This window comes from Streptomyces sp. NPDC006458 (assembly GCF_040612135.1).
Classification (GTDB): domain Bacteria; phylum Actinomycetota; class Actinomycetes; order Streptomycetales; family Streptomycetaceae; genus Streptomyces.
Window position 1 is genome coordinate 231,798 of record NZ_JBEXPR010000004.1, and the last position, 20,129, is coordinate 251,926.

Annotated in this window: 17 protein-coding genes and 2 pseudogenes; 13 read left to right on the forward strand and 6 right to left on the reverse strand. The window is 71.8% G+C overall.

Annotation, left to right across the window (positions count from 1 at the left end; all coding sequences use genetic code 11):
* Window positions 1-22: 22 nt before the first annotated feature.
* From ABZZ79_RS07625 to ABZZ79_RS07635, 3 genes are all read right to left on the reverse strand, one after another.
* A complete protein-coding gene (locus ABZZ79_RS07625; protein ID WP_356687503.1) occupies window positions 23-325 on the reverse strand; it encodes a hypothetical protein in 303 nt (100 codons plus the stop codon).
* 235 nt (window positions 326-560) lie between these two features.
* Window positions 561-857: a hypothetical protein gene (locus tag ABZZ79_RS07630; RefSeq protein ID WP_356687505.1), complete on the reverse strand. Its 297-nt coding sequence runs from the start codon at window positions 855-857 to the stop codon at window positions 561-563.
* 221 nt (window positions 858-1,078) lie between these two features.
* Complete coding sequence (locus ABZZ79_RS07635; protein ID WP_356687701.1) at window positions 1,079-1,987, reverse strand: helix-turn-helix domain-containing protein; 909 nt, start codon at window positions 1,985-1,987, stop codon at window positions 1,079-1,081.
* Window positions 1,988-2,126: 139 nt separating this feature from the next.
* Between ABZZ79_RS07635 and ABZZ79_RS07640 the strand changes: the two genes are divergently transcribed.
* From ABZZ79_RS07640 to ABZZ79_RS07650, 3 genes are all read left to right on the forward strand, one after another.
* Window positions 2,127-2,744, forward strand: a complete 618-nt coding sequence (locus ABZZ79_RS07640; RefSeq protein ID WP_356687507.1) for an MBL fold metallo-hydrolase — start codon at window positions 2,127-2,129, stop codon at window positions 2,742-2,744.
* 290 nt (window positions 2,745-3,034) lie between these two features.
* On the forward strand, window positions 3,035-5,122 hold the full coding sequence (locus ABZZ79_RS07645) for a DUF4139 domain-containing protein (protein WP_356687509.1): 2,088 nt from the start codon (window positions 3,035-3,037) through the stop codon (window positions 5,120-5,122).
* Window positions 5,123-5,130: 8 nt separating this feature from the next.
* On the forward strand, window positions 5,131-6,690 hold the full coding sequence (locus tag ABZZ79_RS07650) for a mucoidy inhibitor MuiA family protein (protein WP_356687511.1): 1,560 nt from the start codon (window positions 5,131-5,133) through the stop codon (window positions 6,688-6,690).
* Window positions 6,691-6,852: 162 nt separating this feature from the next.
* Here the strand turns inward: ABZZ79_RS07650 and ABZZ79_RS07655 are convergent, their stop codons facing one another.
* Window positions 6,853-8,238, reverse strand: a complete 1,386-nt coding sequence (locus ABZZ79_RS07655) for a glutamate decarboxylase (protein WP_356687703.1) — start codon at window positions 8,236-8,238, stop codon at window positions 6,853-6,855.
* A gap of 321 nt (window positions 8,239-8,559) precedes the next feature.
* Here ABZZ79_RS07655 and ABZZ79_RS07660 point away from each other — a divergent pair, with 321 nt between their 5' ends.
* The 9 genes from ABZZ79_RS07660 (at window position 8,560) to ABZZ79_RS07700 (ending at window position 17,847) form a co-directional block, all read left to right on the forward strand.
* The gene (locus tag ABZZ79_RS07660) at window positions 8,560-8,943 is read left to right on the forward strand and encodes a hypothetical protein (protein WP_356687513.1); all 384 of its coding nucleotides are present in this window, start codon (window positions 8,560-8,562) and stop codon (window positions 8,941-8,943) included.
* Window positions 8,940-9,785, forward strand: a complete 846-nt coding sequence (locus tag ABZZ79_RS07665; protein ID WP_356687515.1) for a hypothetical protein — start codon at window positions 8,940-8,942, stop codon at window positions 9,783-9,785. Before ABZZ79_RS07660 ends, ABZZ79_RS07665 begins: the two co-directional genes overlap by 4 nt.
* Window positions 9,786-10,268: 483 nt before the next feature.
* Window positions 10,269-12,134, forward strand: a complete 1,866-nt coding sequence (locus ABZZ79_RS07670; RefSeq protein WP_356687517.1) for an alpha-galactosidase — start codon at window positions 10,269-10,271, stop codon at window positions 12,132-12,134.
* Complete coding sequence (locus ABZZ79_RS07675) at window positions 12,131-13,459, forward strand: hypothetical protein (protein WP_356687519.1); 1,329 nt, start codon at window positions 12,131-12,133, stop codon at window positions 13,457-13,459. The genes ABZZ79_RS07670 and ABZZ79_RS07675 overlap by 4 nt, the downstream gene beginning before the upstream one ends.
* On the forward strand, window positions 13,450-14,433 hold the full coding sequence (locus tag ABZZ79_RS07680; RefSeq protein WP_356687521.1) for an arginine deiminase family protein: 984 nt from the start codon (window positions 13,450-13,452) through the stop codon (window positions 14,431-14,433). The genes ABZZ79_RS07675 and ABZZ79_RS07680 overlap by 10 nt, the downstream gene beginning before the upstream one ends.
* Window positions 14,433-15,407 (forward strand): glycosyltransferase, encoded by a 975-nt coding sequence (locus ABZZ79_RS07685; protein ID WP_356687523.1) that lies wholly within the window; start codon window positions 14,433-14,435, stop codon window positions 15,405-15,407. Before ABZZ79_RS07680 ends, ABZZ79_RS07685 begins: the two co-directional genes overlap by 1 nt.
* Complete coding sequence (locus tag ABZZ79_RS07690; RefSeq protein ID WP_356687525.1) at window positions 15,391-16,701, forward strand: MFS transporter; 1,311 nt, start codon at window positions 15,391-15,393, stop codon at window positions 16,699-16,701. Before ABZZ79_RS07685 ends, ABZZ79_RS07690 begins: the two co-directional genes overlap by 17 nt.
* 7 nt (window positions 16,702-16,708) lie before the next feature.
* Window positions 16,709-17,116 carry an adenylyl-sulfate kinase gene (locus ABZZ79_RS07695; protein ID WP_356687527.1) on the forward strand — a complete coding sequence of 136 codons (408 nt, stop codon included), beginning with the start codon at window positions 16,709-16,711 and terminating at the stop codon, window positions 17,114-17,116.
* A 227-nt stretch (window positions 17,117-17,343) separates the two neighbouring features.
* The gene (locus ABZZ79_RS07700) at window positions 17,344-17,847 is read left to right on the forward strand and encodes an ATP-binding protein (protein ID WP_356687529.1); all 504 of its coding nucleotides are present in this window, start codon (window positions 17,344-17,346) and stop codon (window positions 17,845-17,847) included.
* 260 nt (window positions 17,848-18,107) lie between these two features.
* On the opposite strand, the gene ABZZ79_RS07705 is transcribed toward ABZZ79_RS07700, so the two are convergent.
* Together ABZZ79_RS07705 and ABZZ79_RS07710 are read right to left on the reverse strand one after the other, a co-directional pair.
* On the reverse strand, window positions 18,108-18,569 hold the full coding sequence (locus ABZZ79_RS07705; RefSeq protein WP_356687531.1) for a hypothetical protein: 462 nt from the start codon (window positions 18,567-18,569) through the stop codon (window positions 18,108-18,110).
* A 230-nt stretch (window positions 18,570-18,799) separates the two neighbouring features.
* Window positions 18,800-19,393: pseudogene (locus ABZZ79_RS07710) on the reverse strand (hypothetical protein); the annotation flags it as partial.
* On the opposite strand from ABZZ79_RS07710, the pseudogene ABZZ79_RS07715 reads away from it, so the two are divergent.
* A pseudogene (locus tag ABZZ79_RS07715) lies at window positions 19,394-20,074 on the forward strand (MFS transporter); the annotation flags it as partial.
* Between the last annotated feature and the right edge of the window lie 55 nt (window positions 20,075-20,129).

The window sequence follows — 20,129 nt, forward strand, 5'->3', positions numbered from 1 at the left end:
GCCGGCCGCTCGGGTCCTTCGGTCAGGACAGCCGGGCCATCGCGTCGACGCTGAGGGCGGGTGGGCAGGAAGTGGCCGGAGCCCGGGCGTCCCCGGTCACCCGCCGAGAGTCGCCGGCCGCCCGCCGAGCAGCACCAGCACTCGACGCCCTGCCGCGTACGCGGCTCAGTCCTCGTAGCCGCTCGGTGATGCCGGACCTGGCGCGCAGGATCTGTTCTTCCTGGATCTCACCGGACGGACGCGGCACCGCCGCCGTGGCGGCGATCGCGGCGAGGGTCATCATGACCTGGGCGGTGGTCGGGTCGGACGGGGCCGACGTGGCCATACGTGCTCCTTGCGTATGGGCGGAGCGGGCCGCGGCGGGCCGACGAGTCCGGCCTCAGCAGACCTCGGCACCCATGGCGTGCCGCGGCGGGTGTGCACCACCCCTGCGATCGTGCTGGTCACGCCCATCCTGCTTCGGCCCGCGCCCGACCGGGACGTCAACGGGACCGCGGGCCGCCGGATTTCAGGCTCCCGGCCCAGCGCCGAAGCGGCGAGCGGGGTCTCGCCCGCGCGGGTCAGGGTGTGTCGCCGCGGTGGTGGAAGCGGCACACGACGCCGGGTGTGCTTGCGCGGGGTTCCCCGTGGCGCGGGCCGTACAGCGAACGACCGCCGGGGAACCGGCCGAGCTCGGTGGACAGGGCGGCCCCGTCGTCGACTTCCCGCGTCCCCCAGCCCGTGATGTCCAGCAACAGCCCGTCCAGGGGCCCGCCTATGAGCGCGGCGTACGTCCGCCCCGGCAGCGGGCCGGGGTGAGGGTCGTCGTGGTCACGGCCGTAGACCCGGCCGCGCAGCAGCTGCTCATCACCGTTCATCCGACCAGCTTCCCAGCCACCACTGACAACGCGGTCCCGTGCGGCTCGCGGGGTGGGGGCGATGCCGGTGCCACGGCCGTGTGGCTGTGGCACCAGCGCGAACCGCGAACGTCGACTCCGCGTACCGCCCCGGACGGACCGCGCCGCGGAGGAGCTGACGCGGTTGGCCGCGGTGGGAGGGAGTCTCACGGCTGTCGGGCCGCCGGGGACCCGCGGCCGAGCTACGGCGTGTGCGTGAAAGCCTGCCGGTACGCACGCGGCGGCACCCCACGGCGGCGGACGAACTGCTCGCGCAGTACGGCCGCGCTGCCGTAGCCGACGCGGCGCGCGATCTCCTCCACCGCGAGGTCCGTGGTCTCCAGGAGCTCCTCGGCGTGGCTCAGCCGCAGTTCGCGCAGCCACGCGTGCGGGGTCGTGCCGGTCGCGGCGTTGAAGCGGCGGGCGAAGGTGCGTCTGCTCATCATGGCCCGCCGGGCCAGTTCGGTGACGGACAGCGGTTCGTGGAGGTGTTCGCGGGCCCACGCCAGCAGCCGGGCGAGCCGGGCGTCCTCGCCGTCCGAGGGGGCGGGGGCGGCCAGGTACTGGGCCTGGCCGCCGTCGCGGTGCGAGGGCAGCACCAGGTCGCGGGCTACGCCGTTGGCCAGGGCAGCCCCGTGCTCCCGCCTGATCAGATGCAGGCACAGGTCGAACCCGGCGGCGGCTCCGGCACCCGTGACGATCCGCCCTTCGTCGACGTACAGCGCATCGGGTTCGACGACCACGTTCGGGTGGCGTCGGGCCAGCAGATCGGCGAACCGCCAGTGCGTCGTGGCCCGGTGACCGTCCAGCAGTCCCGCGGCGGCGAGCGCGAACGTGCCGACGCAGTGGGCGGCGACCAGCGCCCCGCGCTCGTACGCGGCGGTCAGGGCACGCAGCACGTCCGGGGCGGGCGGCGTGCGGAAGTCCGCCCAGGGCAGGGCGAGTACCAGGTCCGCGCCGGCCAGCCGGTCCAGTCCGTGGGTGACCGCGAGCGGCATACCGCTGTCGGTCGGCACGGGGCCCGGCCGGTCGGTGCACAGGGCGAGGTCGAAGCCGGGGATCTGCTGCCCGTGCGGACCGAAGACCTCGCAGACCAGGCCGGCGGCGAGCATGCCGACCCCGGGCGGGGCGTACGCGGCGACGGTCCGGAAGGCGGGCACGGGAGGAGTGTGGCACGAGTGGCACGTTTCCTGCGATCAATGGCATCACTGCCACTCGTCGGAGATCGGCCGACACGCCAAGATCGAGAACATGACAGACGCGATCACCACACAGACCCGTACCGACGCCCCGCTCGGCCGCAGCGCCACCTTCACGATCCTGACCACCGGCTACACCCTGTCCACGGGCCCCGGGGTCGCCGCCACCGTCTCCTACGTCCACGACGCGGGCCGCCATGTGATCGTCGACCCGGGCATGGTGGCGCACCGCGACCGCATCCTCGGCCCGCTCGCCGAACTGGGCCTCGGACCCGACGACATCACCGACGTGATCCTCAGCCACCACCACCCCGACAACATCATGAACGTCGGTCTGTTCGGGCAGGCCCGGGTGCACGACCACAAGGCCGTCTACCGGGCCGACCAGTGGATCGACCGCGACGCCGAGGGCCATGAACTCACCCCCTCGCTGCGCCTGATCCGCACACCGGGCCACAGCCCCGAGGACATCACGCTCCTCGCGGGCACGGGCGAGGGCGTGGTGGCCTTCGTCGGCGACCTGTGGTGGCGACCCAACGGCCCCGTCGAGGACCCGGTGGCCCCCGACCTCGGGACCCTGCGGACCTCCCGCCTGCGGGTCCTGGCCGCCTCGGACCTGATCGTCCCGGGCCATGGCGGCGCCTTCCCGGCCGACAGCGCACCGATGTGACGAGCCGATGCCGCGGTGCGCGTGCTCGCACATGCACGCGGCATCGGGACGGCCCGCGCGGCGACGGCAACCGAAGCCAGGAAGGGCCGCCGGTGGCCGTTCCCGCCGGTCAGTCACAGTTGCCGTGGTGACGGATGGTGGGATCAGGAGCCGGATGACCGACGGAACTCCGGTGCGCGGCACCGGCACGAGGCGACGTCGCCTCGATCGGGCGAGGCCAGGGGATTTCCCGCCACCACCACCGCGCGCGCTAGGCTTCGCGCGGCACGGACATGACGGGGGCTGAAGGCATGAAGTCCGAGGAGACACCGCGGTGGGCATCGGCCCTCGACGCGGTCGTGGTGTACGCGCAGGGCGCGATGTGCAGCCGTCTGGCACGCGGCACGGTGCCGCCGCGGGGACGGGTGCGGGTCACAGGACTCCCCCGCTCGATGGACCCGGGCTCCCTGCGCGCCCGCGTGCTCGGCGACGCCGGTGCGCGGGTCACCGAGGTCCGGGTGGAAGTGGACGCGGAGCCGTCCGCCACGGACTCCCTGGACGAGTTGCGGCAGGATGTGGAGCGCCTGCACGACGCGCGTGCCGCGGCACAGGGCCGTCGCGACCGACTCCTCACCCGCATCAAGGAGATCACGGACCTGCGCCCGGTCCCGCCGGCCCGCAAGCGTGAGGACCCGCACCGCCGCACTCCCGTCGAGGCATGGCTGGAACTCGCCGAGTTCGTCGACGAACGGCTGACGACCCTGCACCACCGCCTCGCCGGGCTGGAGACGGAACTGCTCCGCGTCGAGCACGAGCTCACCGTCGCGACCGACCGCTGGACCAGGAGCTCCACCGACGCGCCCTCCGCCCACGTCGAGACCACGGTCTGCGCCGTGCTGACCCTCGACGGGACGGGCGAGGTGGAACTGGAGCTGGAGTACGGGGTTCCGGGCGCCGTCTGGGTACCGGCCTACCGGCTCGCCTACCGCCAGAGCGCGGACTCGGGCAGCCTCGTACTGCGTGCCTCGGTCGCGCAGCGCACCGGCGAGGACTGGAGCGGGGTCCGCATCGCCCTGGCCACCGCCGATCTGCGGCGCCGCACCGACCTGCCGAAGCTGCGCTCCCTTCGGATCGGCCGCCGTCAGCCCGCCCCCGCGCCGTCCGGCTGGCGGGAGCCCCCGGCGGGCCTGGCCGACCTGTTCACCGGGTACGACTCCGCGGGCCCGCGCCCGGCGCGGCGACCGACCACCGCACCCGTGGCCGTCGGAGCCGCGCCCGCTCCCCCGGCCGTCGCCGGCGGCACCGCGCCCGCACCCGTCCCCATGCCCCCGACGGCGACGCTGTTCGGCGCCCCTCCCGCACGCCCCGCCGATCCGGGCAGCACCCAGGTGCCGCAGTCGTTCCAAGGCGCGGTGCCCGACTTCGCGCAGGCACAGAGGCGACAGCCCAGCCGCTCCCGCGCGGGCGGCGCGCCCGCCGCCGCCCCCGCCGCCGCCGTGCCACCGGCCCCCTCCGGCCCGATCGCCCCGCCACCACCGCCACCCCCCGCGCCGGTGACCGGCCCACCGCAGCCCACCGGCGACGAGCTCGACTACGCCGCTCTCGTCCTCAACGGCCCCGAGGAGCCCGCGAACCGCAGGGGTCGCCTCTTCCCGGACGCACCCTTCGACCCGGTGGCGGTCGAGTACCGCCGACGTGCCGAAACGGTGGCTTCGCTGCCACTGCCCGGACACGCCGTACGGCCCCGTGAGTCGGCGGGTTCGTTCGACCACCGCTACGACGCCGTCGCCCGCGCGGACATCCCCTCGGACGGCACCTGGCACACCGTCACCATCAGCGAGATCCCCGTCGGCCTGCGCACCGAGTACCTGTGCGTGCCGTCCGCGCAGGAGCGGGTGTACGGGACCCTGGTGCTGTCCAACGCCACCGACCAGGCGCTGCTGGCAGGCCCGGTGGAGGTCACCGTCGACGACGACTTCCTGCTCACCGCCGCGCTGCCCACCCTCGCGCCCGGCGGCGTCCGCCGTATGGGCCTCGGGCCCGCGGAAGGCATCCAGGTCACCCGGCGCACACACCTCAACGAGTCCACGGCGGGCCTGCGCAACAACGTCACCGTGCTGGACCACCGCGTACAGGTCGACGTGGCCAACCGGCTGGCCCGGTCCGTCCGCGTCGAGGTCCATGAGCAGGTGCCGGTCACCTCCGACGCGGACGTCCGCATCGAGGAACGGGCCGACTGGACCGTCCCGGACGACACCGCGGGACCCGACCACCATGCCCCGGGCACCCGCGTATGGCGCATCGACCTGCCCGCCGGGGGCACCGCCGCCCTGCACGGCGGCTACGAGATCCGTATCCCCGCCGCGAAGGCCCTGGCCGGCGGCAACCGCAGGAGCTGACACACCCCATGCCCACGGATCCCGAACTCATCCCCGCCCCCGTCACCGCCGTCACCTGCCTGGAGGACCGCGCCCAGGTCGAGCGCGCCCTCACCCTCGACCTGCGGGCCGGCGTGCAGCGGCTGCGCCTCGGCCCGATCAGCGCGCTCGCCCTCGACCGCACACTCCACGCCGAGCTGACCGCCGACCACCGGGCAAGCGTTCTCGACGCCCGCATCGTCCGCGCCTGGACACCGCGCGAACCGCTGCCCACCGCCGACGACTCGGCACTGCGCCGGCGCGTACACGCCCTGCAGGAGGAACAGCACGCGCTGGAACAGCGGAGCGACCGGCTGCGCACCCGCCTCGACCTGCTCGGCCGCCTCGCCATCGACCTGCTGCGCGAGATCAGCGAGGGAACCGGCTCGGGCGAGACGGACACGAGTCGCTGGGCCGAGGAACTCGACCGCGTGGACGGCGAACGCGACGGACACAGCGAGCAGTTGCGCGCCGCACAGGCCCGGCTGACGGCGCTCGCCACCGAACTCCAGGCCACCGAACACGCCATCCTCCTGTCCGAGCAGCAGCCGGCCGAACTGCTCGGCCACATAGAGCTGACCGTGCACTCCGCGGCCGAAGGCCCGGCCCGTCTACGGCTGAGCCACCTCACTGCCTGCGCACTGTGGCGCCCCGCCTACCGGGCCGTGCTCGACGGGGACACCCTGACCCTGGAGACGGACGCCGTCGTCTGGCAGCGCACCGGAGAGGACTGGTCCGACGTACACCTGACGCTGTCGACGGCCCGCTCGGCCTCGGCCACCGAGCCACCGCGCCTCACGGAGGACCGGCTGACACTGACCGACCGGTCTCCCGCCGAACGGCGCACGGTCGAAGTGGAACTGCGCGAACAGGAGATCACCGAACTCGGCCCCGCCCCCGTGCTCGGCCTGCCCGGCGTGGACGACGGCGGCCGGACCAGAGTGCTGCACTCCCCCGCCCCCGTCACCGTCCCCACCGACGGACGCGCCCACCGTGTCCCCCTCTCCTCCGTCACCACGCCCGCGGCCAGCGAGTACGCCAGCTCCCCCGAACTGTCACCGCTGGTCACCCAGTTGGTGCGGTTCGACAACCCGACCGGACACGCGCTGCTCGCCGGGCCCGTCGACCTGGTGCGCGGCAGCGGCTTCAGCGGCCGCGGCACGCTCGACTTCACCGCCCCCGGCGGACCCGTCGAACTCGCCTTCGGCAGCAACGACGGCTACCGGGTCCTGCGGCACACCGAGGAGTCCCGCGACACCACCACCATGACCCAGCGCACCACCGTCACCCGCACCGTACGTCTGCACCTGTCCCGCTTCACCGCCCCCGGGACACAGGGCGAGCAGACGGTCGTCCTGCGGGAGCGCATCCCCGTCTCCGAGGTCTCGGCCGTGGACGTACGCCTGCGCAAGGAAGCCTGCTCCCCGGCCCCCGACACGGTCGACGACGAAGGCATCGCCCGCTGGGACATCGCCCTGCCGCCGGCCGGCCACCGCACGATCACCCTCGTGTACGAGCTCTTGGCGAGCGGCAAGGTCACGGGGCTCTGAACCTACGCCCGTGGGCAGACCTGCCGGCGACGACAGCGACCGACCGCTGACGGGGTAGTCGCCCCTCGGCGCAGCGGTGACCTGGCCGTGCTCCTTGCCGGACTCGGCCAACTCTCCGACGAGAACGGCGCCGGCGTCGGCGGACGACGCCACTGACCATGATCAGTGGTGGAAGCTGACCCGGTCGGCGTCGTGGGGGTTTCCCTCGTTGAGGCGTCTGATCGCTCTGCGCATGTCCTCGGCGAGGAGTTCGATCTCGTCGCGGTCGACGCCGTGTCGTACGAGGACGCGCTGGATCACGGTCTCCTGGCGGTCGGGCGGGAGCGGATAGGACGGGACCTGCCAGCCGCGCATCCGGAGTTGGTCGGAGAGGTCGTACAGGCTCCATCGGGTCGAGCCCGGATCGGTGAGGGTCCAGGAGACGGCGGGCAGTGCTCCGGCGCCGTCGTAGAGCAGGGTGAAGGGGCCCATGCCGGTGATCTGCCGGCCGAGGTGCTGCGCGGTGTCGGCGCATGCCTGGTAGACGCGACGGTACCCCTCGCGGCCGAGGCGCAGGAACATGAAGTACTGGGCGACGACCTGTCCGCCGGGGCGGGAGAAGTTCAGGGCGAGGGTGGGCATGTCGCCGCCGAGGTAGTCGACGTGGAAGACCAGGTCCTCCGGCAGTGCCGCCTTGTCGCGCCACAGGGCCCAGCCGACGCCGAGCGGTGCCATGCCGTACTTGTGGCCGGAGGCGTTGATCGAGGCCACGCGGGGCAGGCGGAAGTCCCACTCCAGGTCGGGGTGGAGGAACGGGGCGATGAAGCCGCCGGACGCCGCGTCGATGTGGAGGGGGACGTCGTGTCCGGTCTCCGCCTGGATGCGGTCGAGTTCGGCCGCGATCTCCGCCACCGGTTCGTAGGTGCAGGTGTAGGTCACGCCCAGGATCGCGACGACGCCGATGGTGTTCTCGTCGACGTACTGGCGCAGTTGGTGCGCCTGCAGGCCGGTGGCGCCCGGTTCCACGGGGGCCTGGCGCAACTCGACGTCGAAGTAGCGGGCGAACTTCTCCCAGCACACCTGCACCGGGCCGCACACCAGGTTGGGCCGGTCGGCCGGCTGACCGGCGGCGCGGCGCCGGTCGCGCCACCGCCACTTCAGTGCGAGGCCGCAGAGCATGGCGGCCTCGCTGGAGCCGGTCGTGGAGCACCCTACGGCGGGTTCGCTCCCGCCGGAGCCGGCCGGCGCGTGCCACAGGCTGGCGAGGATGTTGACGCACCGGGACTCGATCTCCGCGGTCTGCGGGTACTCGTCCTTGTCGACGATGTTCTTGTCGAGACACAGGTCCATCAGGTGGCGGACCTCGTCGTCGGCCCAGGTGGTGCAGAAGGTGGCCAGATTCTGCGCCGCGTTGCCGTCGAGCAGGAGCTCGCCGCGCAGCAACTGGTAGACGGTGTTCGGGGGCGAGGGCAGCTCCGGCATGGTCCGCTTGGACAGGGGTCGCTCGCTGATGGGCGATGTGAAGACGTCGGCGGCCGGGTCGGCGGCCGCTTCCTCGGCGTTGTGCAGAGCCACCGGTGCACCTCTCGCATGGTTCTCCCCTGTCTCTCGGAGGCTATGGGCGGGTACGCGGGTCCGACAGCGGGCGTACGCCACCCGAGGGTCGGCTGTGGTCGGCGGGGCCTGCTTCCCGGGGTGTTGCGCGGCGGCCTCCAGGACCGTCGCGGGTGAGCTGCTCGGCGACGGACGGCGTTGCCCGCTTTTCGGATTCCTGCGAATAAAACGCTCAAGAAATAACCGTTGTGCACGGTCTGCTCTGGCAGAGTCGGTGCCTGTTCAGCGGCGGCACGCAGCCAGGTGCCCCATGCGCCCAATGACCCGGGATGTGCCATGAGCGACGCACAAGACGCCTCCGGCCGGAGTGCCGGCCGAAGCGCCTGGGACAGTCCGGGCGGTCCTGCGTCCTCCTCGACCGCGGCCGTGTACTCCGAGGGGCAGGGGCAGCCCGCTCCCGGTGGACCGGGCGAAGGACGCGGCACGCCGACGGGGTCCGAGGGGGGTCCGAAGGCACCCTCCTGGTGCCTCCTGATCACCGGCCTGCTCCCCGTCGTCATCCTCGGGTTCGCCGGCGGCGGTCCCGCCACCGGGAGCTGCGTCGTCGTCGGCGCACTGGTCGTCCTCTCGACGTACGGCCTGCTGTGGTGGGGCGGCGGCGGGCGGCGGCGTCCCCCGGTCGACTCCCGAGGCGGCTTCGCCGTCATCCCGCCCGCATGAGGTCCGCCGAGCAGCGCGCCGAAGGCGCGGGACCGTTCACCACCCGGCTCACCTGGCGACCCCCCGGTGGTGGCACCGCGGTGTGGGAGTCGCGGCCCGCCCGGCGGCGCGGTGTCATCGCCGTCCGTGCGCCCGGCGCACGCGTCAGCAGTCACACCAGCGCGGACAGGGTTTCCCTGAGCCGTCTGCGCAGACTCAACGCCACCGCCGCGACCGCCTTCGTCATCGGGGGAGCCCTCTTCGCGGTCGGCGCGGGTATCGCCCAGTTCGGCTCCGGCGACGCCCTCACCTGCGCCACGATCTACTTCGCCGGCGGTCTCTTCTTCAACACCGGCGGCTACGTCTCGCTGCTCCAGGCCGTCAACGCACCCCGCCACGAGCCCGGCGGCGAAGGCCGACTGGTCACCCGCGACTGGCGCTGGTGGAGCTACGAGCCGTCGCGGGTCGACTGGCTGAGTGCGTTCGTCCTCTTCGCCGGCACGCTGGTGTTCGCCGTCGACCTCGTGGACTCGTTCCGCCAGGGGCTGACGGCCCATCAGGTAAACCGGCAGATCTGGGCTCCCGATGTGATCGGCTGCGTGCTGTTCCTGATCGCCGGTCATCTCGGGTTCGTCGAGATCTGCCACGGCCGGGGGCCGTGTCTGCGCTGCCGCAGTCTCGGCTGGTGGATCGTCGCCGTGAACCAGTTCGGCTCCTTGCTCTTCATGGTCTCGGCGCTCGCCGCGTACACCCACCTCTCCACCAACAGTGTGATCAACGCCGGTGTCGCCAACTGGGGCACACTCGTCGGCGCCGCCGCCTTCTCCCTGGGCGGCCTGCTTCAGCTCTGCGAACACCCCTGACCTGATCACTTGTCGCGCGGCTGCCGTCGAAGCCGCAGACAACCTGCCGCCGGGGACGAGGACTGCTCCTCCTGCCCGTACTGCCGACCACGGGCACCCCCGATGGCTGCGATGTCGGCCCGGAAGCAGCGCCACGGAACTGCGACGCGAGCACGCGGACACAGGCCGAGACGGAAGGCGCGCAACGCGCGGGTGAGGGCAAGGCGGACGGTTCAGAACAACGCCCGACGCTCCGTCAGTTCGCCTGCTCAGCCTCACCGTTCACCCTCTGTTCGTTTGAATTGGAAGTTGTTCCAATCTGTTGCCCGTTCATGTTTGATTGTGGTTGACTCCCGGCTGCACGCGATCACCCCGCCCGGCCGCTCCCCCGTCGAGTCCCCGCCGAGGCCCCATCCCCCGTATCGCCGCCAGAAGGGCACAGCTATGCGCGCGTTGCCGCACATGCGTCTCGTCGTCCGCCTCGACTCCGGAGAGGAGAGGCACATGGGTCCCTTCGCGCTCGGCGAAGCGGCTCACCTCGTGCAGGACGGCACCGAGGTGCGGGTGAGCGCGACGGCGCCCTACCGGGTCGACGTCCGTCCGCCGGCCGGGCGGCGGACGGTCTCCGTCGAGTACCGCCTGCGCGCACCGATGGGGAACTTCGACGAGGTCGTCCCGCCGGACAGCGGGCGGTGGTTCATGAACCTGATGCATGTCACCGGGTTCTGGAAGTACGGCCGACAGGCCCGGTCGAGGATCGACGACGTCAAGGTGCCGCTCTACATGTTCACCGGGCGTGACGGGAACGTGGAGCTGGCCATGGGAGTCATCGGGGATCTGGTCGAGACCGACCTCAACCTCCTGGAACCCGTCTCCAACCGGGCGTTGAACGTCCACACCGGCGGCGTCGAGGTGAGCATCCGCCGCGGGACGGAGGACTACCCGCTGCCCCGGTCCGCGACCCGAGCCGACGGCTCCGACGGCTCCGACAGCTCCGACGGCGTCCTGACCGAGCACGTCTATCTCCTGACCCGGCCCGAGAAGGGCAGCCACGGCCCTTGGCTGGATGTCCTGCGGGACTTCTCCGAGCGGACCAGGACGCTCTTCGGGCTCCAGGACCGTCTCGTCGCGGAGTCCTTCGAACCCTTCTGGTGCAGCTGGACCGACTGGGCCAGTGACGACATCGGCCAGGACATGGTCCTGGAGAACATCGAGATCGGCCTCGATGTCGGCGTCCGGAACTTCATCATCGACGACGGCTGGTTCGGGCCCGGCCTCGACACCGCGTACGAGACGCCCTTGAACATCGGCGACTGGCAGCCGGACCCCGTCAAATTCCCGGACATGCCAGGACTGGTGCGCCGGGCCGAGTCGCTGGGGGCGAGGGTCGTCATCTGGTGCGCACCGCACGCGGTCGGCCCCGCCGCGCGATGTTTCGCCGACCGCCGCCATCTGCTCATCGGCCCGGAATCGGGCGAACCCGTCCTGGGCGAGACCCAGTTCTACTCCCTCTGTTTCATGAACGCCGAGGCACGCGCGGTGATGGCCGACATCTGCGTACGGCTGGCGCGGGAGTACGGCTTCCACGGGGCCAAGTACGACCTGTTCAACTGGGTACCCGACCTGCGGTGCGAAAGCCCCCACCACGAGCACGACTTGGACTCGATGCTCACCGGACTGCGTCTGATGCTGGAGGAAGCCGACCGGCGCACCCACGCGGTGGCCCCGGACTACATCGTGGAGCTCAAGCAGAACTACGGCACGGCGTTCCTCACGCCGTACGGCACTTGCATGCGCGCCGGCGACGCCCCCTTCGACCCCCGGACGAACTTCCTGCGGACCCTGCATGCCCAGGCGTACACACCCGCCGCGCTCAACGACTACCAGACGTTCGGCCCCGGTGACTCACCCGAGGACGTCGCCGTGGCGGTCATCTCCATGATGGCCGCCGGGATCCCGGCGTATGGCACCGACTTCGCGCGACTGTCCGACGAGGCCAAGGACGTCCTGAGGTGGTACCACCGGATCCGCGACGACAACAGCAGCGGTTTTCTGCGGCACCGGACCGCCGACGACGCCTCCCACAGGGTCCTGCGGGCCGCAGCGGACGAGCGTGATGTCGTGTTCGTTCTGCAGCCGTCCACCGCCTGCCGGGTCGACCGGCCCGCACTCGTCCTCAACGGCGGCTACACGACGCGTCTGACGGTGGACGCCCAGTCGACAGGGCTCCGCTTCGCCGTCCTGTCGCCGACCGGTGAGCGGCTGACCGCCGAGCGCGGGCATCCAGGAGGGCCGCTGACCATCGACGTCCCCCCGGGCGGTGCCGTCGTCCTCGAAGCGGCCGACGACAGTGAGGTGGGCGGGCGATGACGCCGGTGTCCCAAGTCCCGTCGCGCGAGGCGTGTACGGCGGCCGCCCGCCGTACGTGGGCGCAGGTACGCGCCGCCGCTCCCGAACACGTGTCGGCGGACGTCGATCTGACGCAGGTCACCCGTGTCGTGGCCGTCGTGGCCTCCTCCCGAGGCGGCAGCAGCCTCCTCCACCAGATTCTCTCCGACCAGCCGGACGTGCTGTCCCTCTCGGGCGAGCACACCGCGCTGTACAAGCTGAACGGGCTCGACCGGGGCCCTGACGGGTCCGACGCGCTGGCGCGGGACGTCGCGTTCAACCGGGAAGAGTTCTCAAGGGACTTCACCTCCCTGCTCAGTTCGGGACCGGCCCGTCCCCCGGTCAGCGACACGGACCGGGCGTGCTACGCGGCCGTAGTGACACGGCGTATCGCCCTGCAATGGCCCCTGGAGGAGATCGAGTACGCGACCGTCCGGGACGCCGTCGAGCACGCCGTACGGAGCTCCTCCCACCGCGACGATCCCGCCACGCTGTTCGCGGCGGTGCTGCACCGCCTGCGCGTGGCGCATCCCCGCATCGATCCGTCGTTCTACGACCTGCCGCCCGCGCTGCGGGGTGAACCGCGCACCGCCGAACTGCGCCCGCCCCACGACGGCTACGCCATCGAGGAACCGCCCTTCGTCGTACCGCAGTTGCGTACGGCCGCCGACAGCGGCGCGCTGCGGCGCCTCCCCGTGGTGATCAAGTCGTCCGTCGACGCCTACCGGCTGCCCCTGCTGCGCCGGCTGCTGCCCCACGCCGAGATCCGGGTCATCCACCTCGTCCGCAACCCCGCCGCGAGCGTGAACGGGCTCTACGACGGCTGGCGCGACCGGGGATTCTTCTCGTACGACGTCTCCGACCGGCACACACTGTCGATCGACGGCTACTCCGAACTCGGCGCCGCCGCACGGCGATGGTGGAACTTCGACATCCCTCCCGGCTGGGAGAAGCTCGTGGACCAGCCGCTGGAGCAGGTGTGCGCGGCGCAGTGGGCGGGCGCGCACCGCGCGGCCCTCGACGAACTGGGGCCCGGCACGGCGGACGCGGTCCTGCGGGTGCCGTTCGAGCGGATCACCGATCCCGCCACCCGGGAGGGAACCCTGCGTTCCGTCTTCGCCTTCGCCGGCATCCCGCAGCCGCGTCAGCCGGTCCGGCTCCCGGTGGTCATGGCGACCGCACGGCCCGGCCCGGCGCGCTGGCGGCAGCGGGCCGGTCTGGTGCTGCCCGCGGTCGACCATCCGGTCGTTCGGGAGGTCGCGGACGAACTCGGTTACAGGAAAGGGGAAGAGGACACATGGGTGTGACAGCGGCCGCCTACCACGGGCCGGGCTGGCGGCCCCGCCCGGGACGGCAAGAGGACGACGTCGCCACCGGCGGAACCTGGGCGCGGCTGCGGGTCTGCCGCGACTTCGACCGGCTCACCGACGTCGTACTGCACTGCCCGCCCGCCGAAGTCCTCACCGCCGGTGCGCCCGACGAGCTCCAGCACCTGCAACGGCTGGACCACACGGCGCTGCGGCGCGACATGGACGCGCTGGCCGAGGCGTACGACGCGCTGGGCGTCACCGTGCACGAGTTGCCCGGTCCGTCGCCCCTCGGCGGGAACCCGTACCGCGGCGCCAACGCGATGTACGCGCGCGATCTGCTGTGGATGACCGGGGCGGGCGCGGTGATCCCCCGCATGGCGAGCGCCGTCCGCGCGGGCGAGGAACTGCAGACGCTCAGGCTCTGCGCCGGGCTCGGCGTACCCGTGGCGCGGACCATCGGCGCCGACGGCGTCTTCGAGGGTGCCGACGCCCTGTGGCTGCGTTCCGGCCTCGTCGCCCTGGGACTGGGCGTGCGCACCAACCACGCGGGCGCACGGCAGATCGAGGACGAGGTACGGCAGCAGGGCGCGCGGGTGCTCCCGCTGACCGTGCCGGCCGGGATCCAGCATCTGCTGGGTGTGCTCCAGGTGCTCGACGCCGACCTGCTCGCCGCCCGCACCTCGCTCATGGACCCCGCCGAGGTCCGCCATCTGCGCGACCTGGGCTTCACCGTCGTCGACGTCCCCGAGTCCGAGGACGTGCGCAGCCACCTCGCATTCAACTTCGTCACCGTGGCACCCCGGATGGTCCTCATGCCGAGGGGAGCCGACGCCACGGCAACGGTGCTGGCACGGCACGGAGTTGAGTGCGTCGCCCGCGTCGCGACACCGGAACTCACCAAGGGCGCGGGTGGAATCGCCTGTGCCACAGGAATTCTCGCCCGCAGCTCCCAGGACCGAGGTACACCCTGATGCCGACACTCAGCGTCGTCGTGCCCTTCTACAACGTCGCCCCCTACTTCCCGGCACTCCTGGAGTCCCTGGCCGCGCAGGAACTCAAGGACATCGAGGTCGTCCTGGTCGATGACGGATCGACCGACAGCAGCCTGCGGATCGCGGCCTCGTGGGTGGCGCGCGACGAACGGTTCCTTCTCGTCACCCAGCCGCACGGCGGGCTCAGCGCGGCCCGCAACGCCGGCTTCGAGAAGGCCACCGGCACCTATCTGGCGTTCGCCGACTCCGACGACGTCGTGCCGTCGACCGCGTACCGGGCCCTCGTGGAATCCCTCGACGAATCCGGCTCCGACTTCGCCTCCGGAGACGTCCGGCGCCTCAACTCCGCGGGGACGCACCGCCATCCGCGCTACGCCGACGTGTTCTCCCGCGCGCGCCGCCGCACCCACATCACCCGCGACCACGACCTGATTCTCGACCGGATGATCTGGAACAAGGTTTTCCGCAGGTCGTTCTGGGACGGTCACCGATTCGCCTTCTCCCTCGCCCAGTACGAGGACGCGCCCGTCACCGTACGGGCCCACATCGAGGCCCGGTCCGTGGACGTGGTGGGACAGGTCGTCTACCACTGGCGCATCCGTGAAGCCGGCGAGCGCTCCATCACCCAGCGCCTGTACGAGCCGGACAACATCGCCGCCCGCATGCGCATGATGGTGGTCACCGGCGACATCGTGCGCGAACACGCCCCCGAACTGCTGGTCGCGTACGAACGGGACATGTGCCTGGGCGACTTGAGGATCATGATGCTCGCCCTGCTGGAGAACAGCGACGACGCCATGGCGACGGCCCTGAAGCTCGGCCACGGCTTCCTCACCCAGGTCGACGACCAGCTCGTCGAGCATCTGCCCGAGCCGCACCGCCACCGGCTGACCCTCTTCCTCTCGGGGAAGACCCAAGAGCTCCGTGAGGTCCTGCGTGCCGAAGGGCACTGACGCGACGGACAGCGGACCGACGGCAACCGCAGCACCCCGGACCGCCCGGCAACTGCTGCGCCAGGAAGCCGACTTCCGGCGGGTCTACCTGTCCCAGCTGGTCAGTCTCGGCGGCGACTGGTTCGCGATGATCCCGCTGCTGTCGCTGCTCCAGACGTTGACCGGCGACCCCCTGTGGGGAGCGCTGGTCCTCGCCGCCGACACACTGGTCATCGCCGCGCTGTCCCCGTACGCGGGTGTGATCGTCGACCGTGTCGACCGCCGTCGGCTGATGATCGTGTGCGACCTGCTCTCCGCCGGGTTCATCGCCACCCTGCTCCTCGTGCGGAGCGAGTCGACCGCGTGGATCGCCCTGATCGCGCTGGGCGGCGTCGCGGGCGTGAAGGCCTTCCACGCTCCCGCCGCCAACGCCGCGCTGCCGAACCTGGTGCCCAAGGCGGACCTGCTGACCGCGAACGCCCTCGTCGGCGGCGCCTGGGGTGTCATGCTGGCCGTGGGCGCCTCGCTGGGCGCGCTGCTCGCCTCCGCGGTCGGCACCCACTGGTGCTTCGCCCTCGACGTGGCCTCCTTCTGCGTCTCCGCGGCCCTGGTCCGCCGGGTCCGCAGGCCCTTCGGAGACGGACGGGAGCGGAAAACACGGACCAGGGTGCGGGACGACCTGCGCGAGACCGCGTCGTTCGCCCGCGAGGACCGCCGTGTCATCGCCCTGTTGCTGGCCAAACCGGGCACCGCCCTGGGCAACGGCGTCCTGGCCCTCTTTCCGGCCCTGTGCGCCACCGTGTTCCACGTGGGTGAGCTCGGAGCGGGCCTGCTGTACGCCGCCCGCGGAGTGGGCGCGCTGATCGGCCCCGCCCTGGGGCGACGGTTGCTGTCGGGGCGCGGCGACCGCAGCCGTCTCCTCACCCTGGCCTCGACCCTGACCTTCGGTCTCGCCTACGCCGGCTTCGCCGCGGTCGACTGGTTTCCGCTGGCCGTCCTGCTCGTCGTGACGGCCCACGTCGGCGGCAGTATGAACGCCACACTGTCGTCCTACGCCCTGCAGGCAGCCACCCCGGACGCCATCCGCGGGCGGGTCCTCAGCGTGGACTTCATGCTCTTCACCCTGTCCCTCGGAGCGAGCCAGCTGCTGGCCGGCGGCCTTGCCACGCGCACGGACGCGCCGGAGGCGGCCCTGTGCGTCGCGAGCGTCGTGATCGCGTACGGCGCCCTGTGGTGGGCCTTCTCCGGGAGCCCCACGGCGCGCCGGAGACCGCCGCTGCCCCGCACCGATCCTCCCACCGTGAATCGAGGATGACCCCGCCATGCAGCTTCGCCCCCGACCCTGCGCCTGCGGTGTGACCGTGTGGCTCACCGGCGCCTCCGGCGCGCGCACGGCGGCCGTCGCGCGCGAGCTGGCCAGAAGACTGCGGGAGCTGGGCTCTCGCGCGGCGGCTCTGGACGCCGACGGGCCACTCGGGGCGGATGTGCTGAGGGTCGGCCTGACGGCCGAGGTGCTCGCACGCAACGGCGTGATCGTCCTGGTGGCCTCGACCGCGGACTCCCCCGCCGGCTCGACCGCCCACCCGGGCGGCCGCGACGACGTACGGGAACGGCACCGCAGAAGCGGCACGCACTTCCTGCCGGTCCACCTCCCGGCGCCGGCCAGGCCGACGGACACGGCTGCCGCGCTCCTGACGGGGCTGCTCGCAGAGAAACGGTTCGTGGCGTGAGCGCCTTGCGGCCCGGGTCTCAGCGGGAGGGTCCGGGCCAGTCCGAAGACAGTGCGCTCCACCTCTTGAGAATCCCGCGGAACCGGCTTATGTTTACGTAAACATAAAAGCGGCGATCGGCATTCGTCACAGCCCCAAGATCGCCCCATCCGGTGCAGGCAGCCGCGGAGCACCACCCGGCCCTCATCGACCGCCGCCCCTGCCCCCCTCTGCCTCCAGAGGTAGCCATGTACCACAGCAAGAACGCTCCGCTCCTTCAGTCCCCCCCGGTCCGGATCGACGATCCGCACGTCGCCGTCCTGACCGTGCCCGCCCAGGCGGAACAGGTCCCCGTGGCCCGCCACTTCACGACCGCCGTACTGCGCACATGGCGGCTGGACCAGGACGCGTGCGACACCGCCGAACTCGTCGTTGCCGAGCTCGCGGCGAACGCCGTCCAATACGGGGGCGCGGAGCTGACGCTCCGCCTCGCGCTCACCGTGGAGGACGGCCGCCTGCACGTCGCCGTCCTGGACTCCAGCCAGGGTCCCGGGCTGCGTCCGGAGCGGGACTGCGACCCGTGCGAGCGGGGGCGGGGCATGGAGATCGTCGAGTACCTGACCGAGTGGGTCCGGGTCGAGAGGCGTCCCGGCGGGCGGTGCGTCAGGGCCTGCATGCGGGTGGAGGCGGTGCAGGGATACGCCCTCGGGGTGCTGAACGGAGAGGGCGAGCGAAGGCTCGCCGCCGCGTAGGTCCTCGGCGGAACCGCCGGAAGCACCTTCACACTCACCACCTGCGACTGAGCCGTGACCAGAAGTGATGCGTCCGGCTGCCGTCCGCGCCGAGGGCGAGATGGTTACGGCGCGGGCGCGACGGTGCGATACGGCACTGCGCACCGCCCCGGCGGACCGCAAGGCCAATTGCCGAAGGCAACGACGACAGGGCCTCACGGAACCGCCGCATCGGAATCGCGACCCCGAGCGGCCAAGAGGCCCTGCCGTGGTGCTTGCCGCTACTGAGAGGCGGCCTCCCGGTGGATCTCGTAGCCGTAGCCTTCGTCCGCGTCCGTGTCGAAGTACAGGCTCGGCCGGTCGCCGGCCTCCTCGACCTGGAGGAGCGTGGACTCGGAGTCGTCGGAGAAGGAACCCGCGGCGGCGAAGCGCAGCTCGACGGTGCCGCTGCGGTCGTCGTCGCCGTCGAGACTCCACCGGCCCCGCCCGGAGAGCCTTTCGTTTCCGGGCGGCGGGTCGGTGAAGCCGAACTCGATGGCGGTGCGGGGAATGCCCGACATCTCGAACGTGCCGTCGTCGTCGAACTCGACCCGGCCGCCGCCGGAGCCCTTCCAGACTCCGGCGACCTGCTGCGAGCTCAGCTCGTCCGACGTGCCGCCGTCGCACCCCTGCAGGACGAACAGGCTGCCGAGGAAGAGGACGGGGACGGCGGCGGCTATCGCGCAACCACGAAGAACCTTCACGCCCTGCCTACTTGTAGATCGTTTCCTGCCACTTGATCTCGACCCTGTATCCCGCGAAGTAGCCGCCAGTGTACTGCGGAGTGCCATTGAAGCTTTCCTGCCACTTGGAGTGACCGGGCACGAAGGACTCGTTGTCGATGTCCGTCCACGCGCGGTACTTGACCGTGAGGGTGTTCCCCTTCGACTTCGTGATGTCGTACTGCAGCGAGTAGGACCCGAGGACGCCCTGTTGAGCCGATGACGCCGGCGCGCACGCACTCCTCCGACGACAGGGTGACCGTCGTCAGGGCGCCGGTCTCCGAGGTGACGGTGGAGACGCGCGGCCGCCGCAGGGGGAGGATGTCGTCGGTGCCGTCGACCCGGTTGGGCCGCATCTGGTAGGTGAAGCCGATCGGTTCGTTGACGATCTCGGTGCCCGCCTTGGCGGTGCGGCGGATCGACATCAGGGCCAGGGTCTGGTCACTGCTGTCGCCGATGTCGCCGCCGTCCAGGTACTTCTGGGTGAGGTCCCAGGTGTCGACGGGCTTGTAGGCGGTCTCCGCGGCCGACCAGGAGAACGTGTTGACCTGGGTCAGACGCTTGCGGGTGAAGAAGGCCGGGCCGGACGCGTCGCATTCGTTGTCGCCGTCGGAGCAGATCGCGTCGAACGGCACGTCCGGCCAGTTCTTCGCCGTGTCCTTGGTCAGCGAGGAGCAGTCCTCCGCTGTGCAGCGCTCGGCGTGCCCGAAGGTGACCTTCGCGTCGGCGTCGTCGGCGAACAGCGCGCCCTTGCGCAGGCCGTACTTGCTCTCCTTCAGGTAACCGCCGCGCGTGTAGGCGGTGTTGTGGGCGGGCACGAGCCGCAGCCCGAGCGCCGGGATGCCGCGCGCCCGCGGGCCCGGGACCTGCTCGACGGCTGGCGGTACATCCTCGCCGACGCGACGCTGCGTCCGCTGTTCTTCAACACCGCCCTGTTCAACGGCCTGGTGATGGCCGCCCAGCCCCTGCTGGCCGTCCTGATGCTCGACCGGCTGGGCTTCGCCGCCTGGCAGTACGGCCTCGCCTTCGCGGCGCCCTCGATCGGCGGACTGCTCGGTTCGCGGCTGGCCCGGCATCTCGTCGCCCGGTTCGGACAGCACAAGGTCCTGGTCGCGGCCGGAGTGCTGCGCGCACTCTGGCCACTCGGCCTGGCGTTCGTCGGGCCGGGCACCGGAGGACTGCTGCTGGTGATCGGCGTCGAGTTCGGGCTCATCTTCTGCTGCGGGATCTTCAACCCCGTCCACGCCACGTACCGCCTTGAGCGCACGGCGAGCGACAGGGTCGCCCGCACGCTGTCCGCCTGGGCGGTGACGACGAAGGCCGCGACCGCGCTGCTGACGGCGGTGTGGGGCGTGCTGGGCAGCGTACTCGGCCCCGGTACGGCCATCGGCCTGGCCGGGGTCCTCCTGCTGGCTACGCCGCTGCTGCTCCCGCGCCGGGCGGCGGCACCCCGCTCCGAGCCGGAAACGGCACCGAACCGCGCGTGACGGGCCGTCTTCGGGCGGGACACGCACTTGGTAGCCTTCCCGCAGGGGGTGCCAT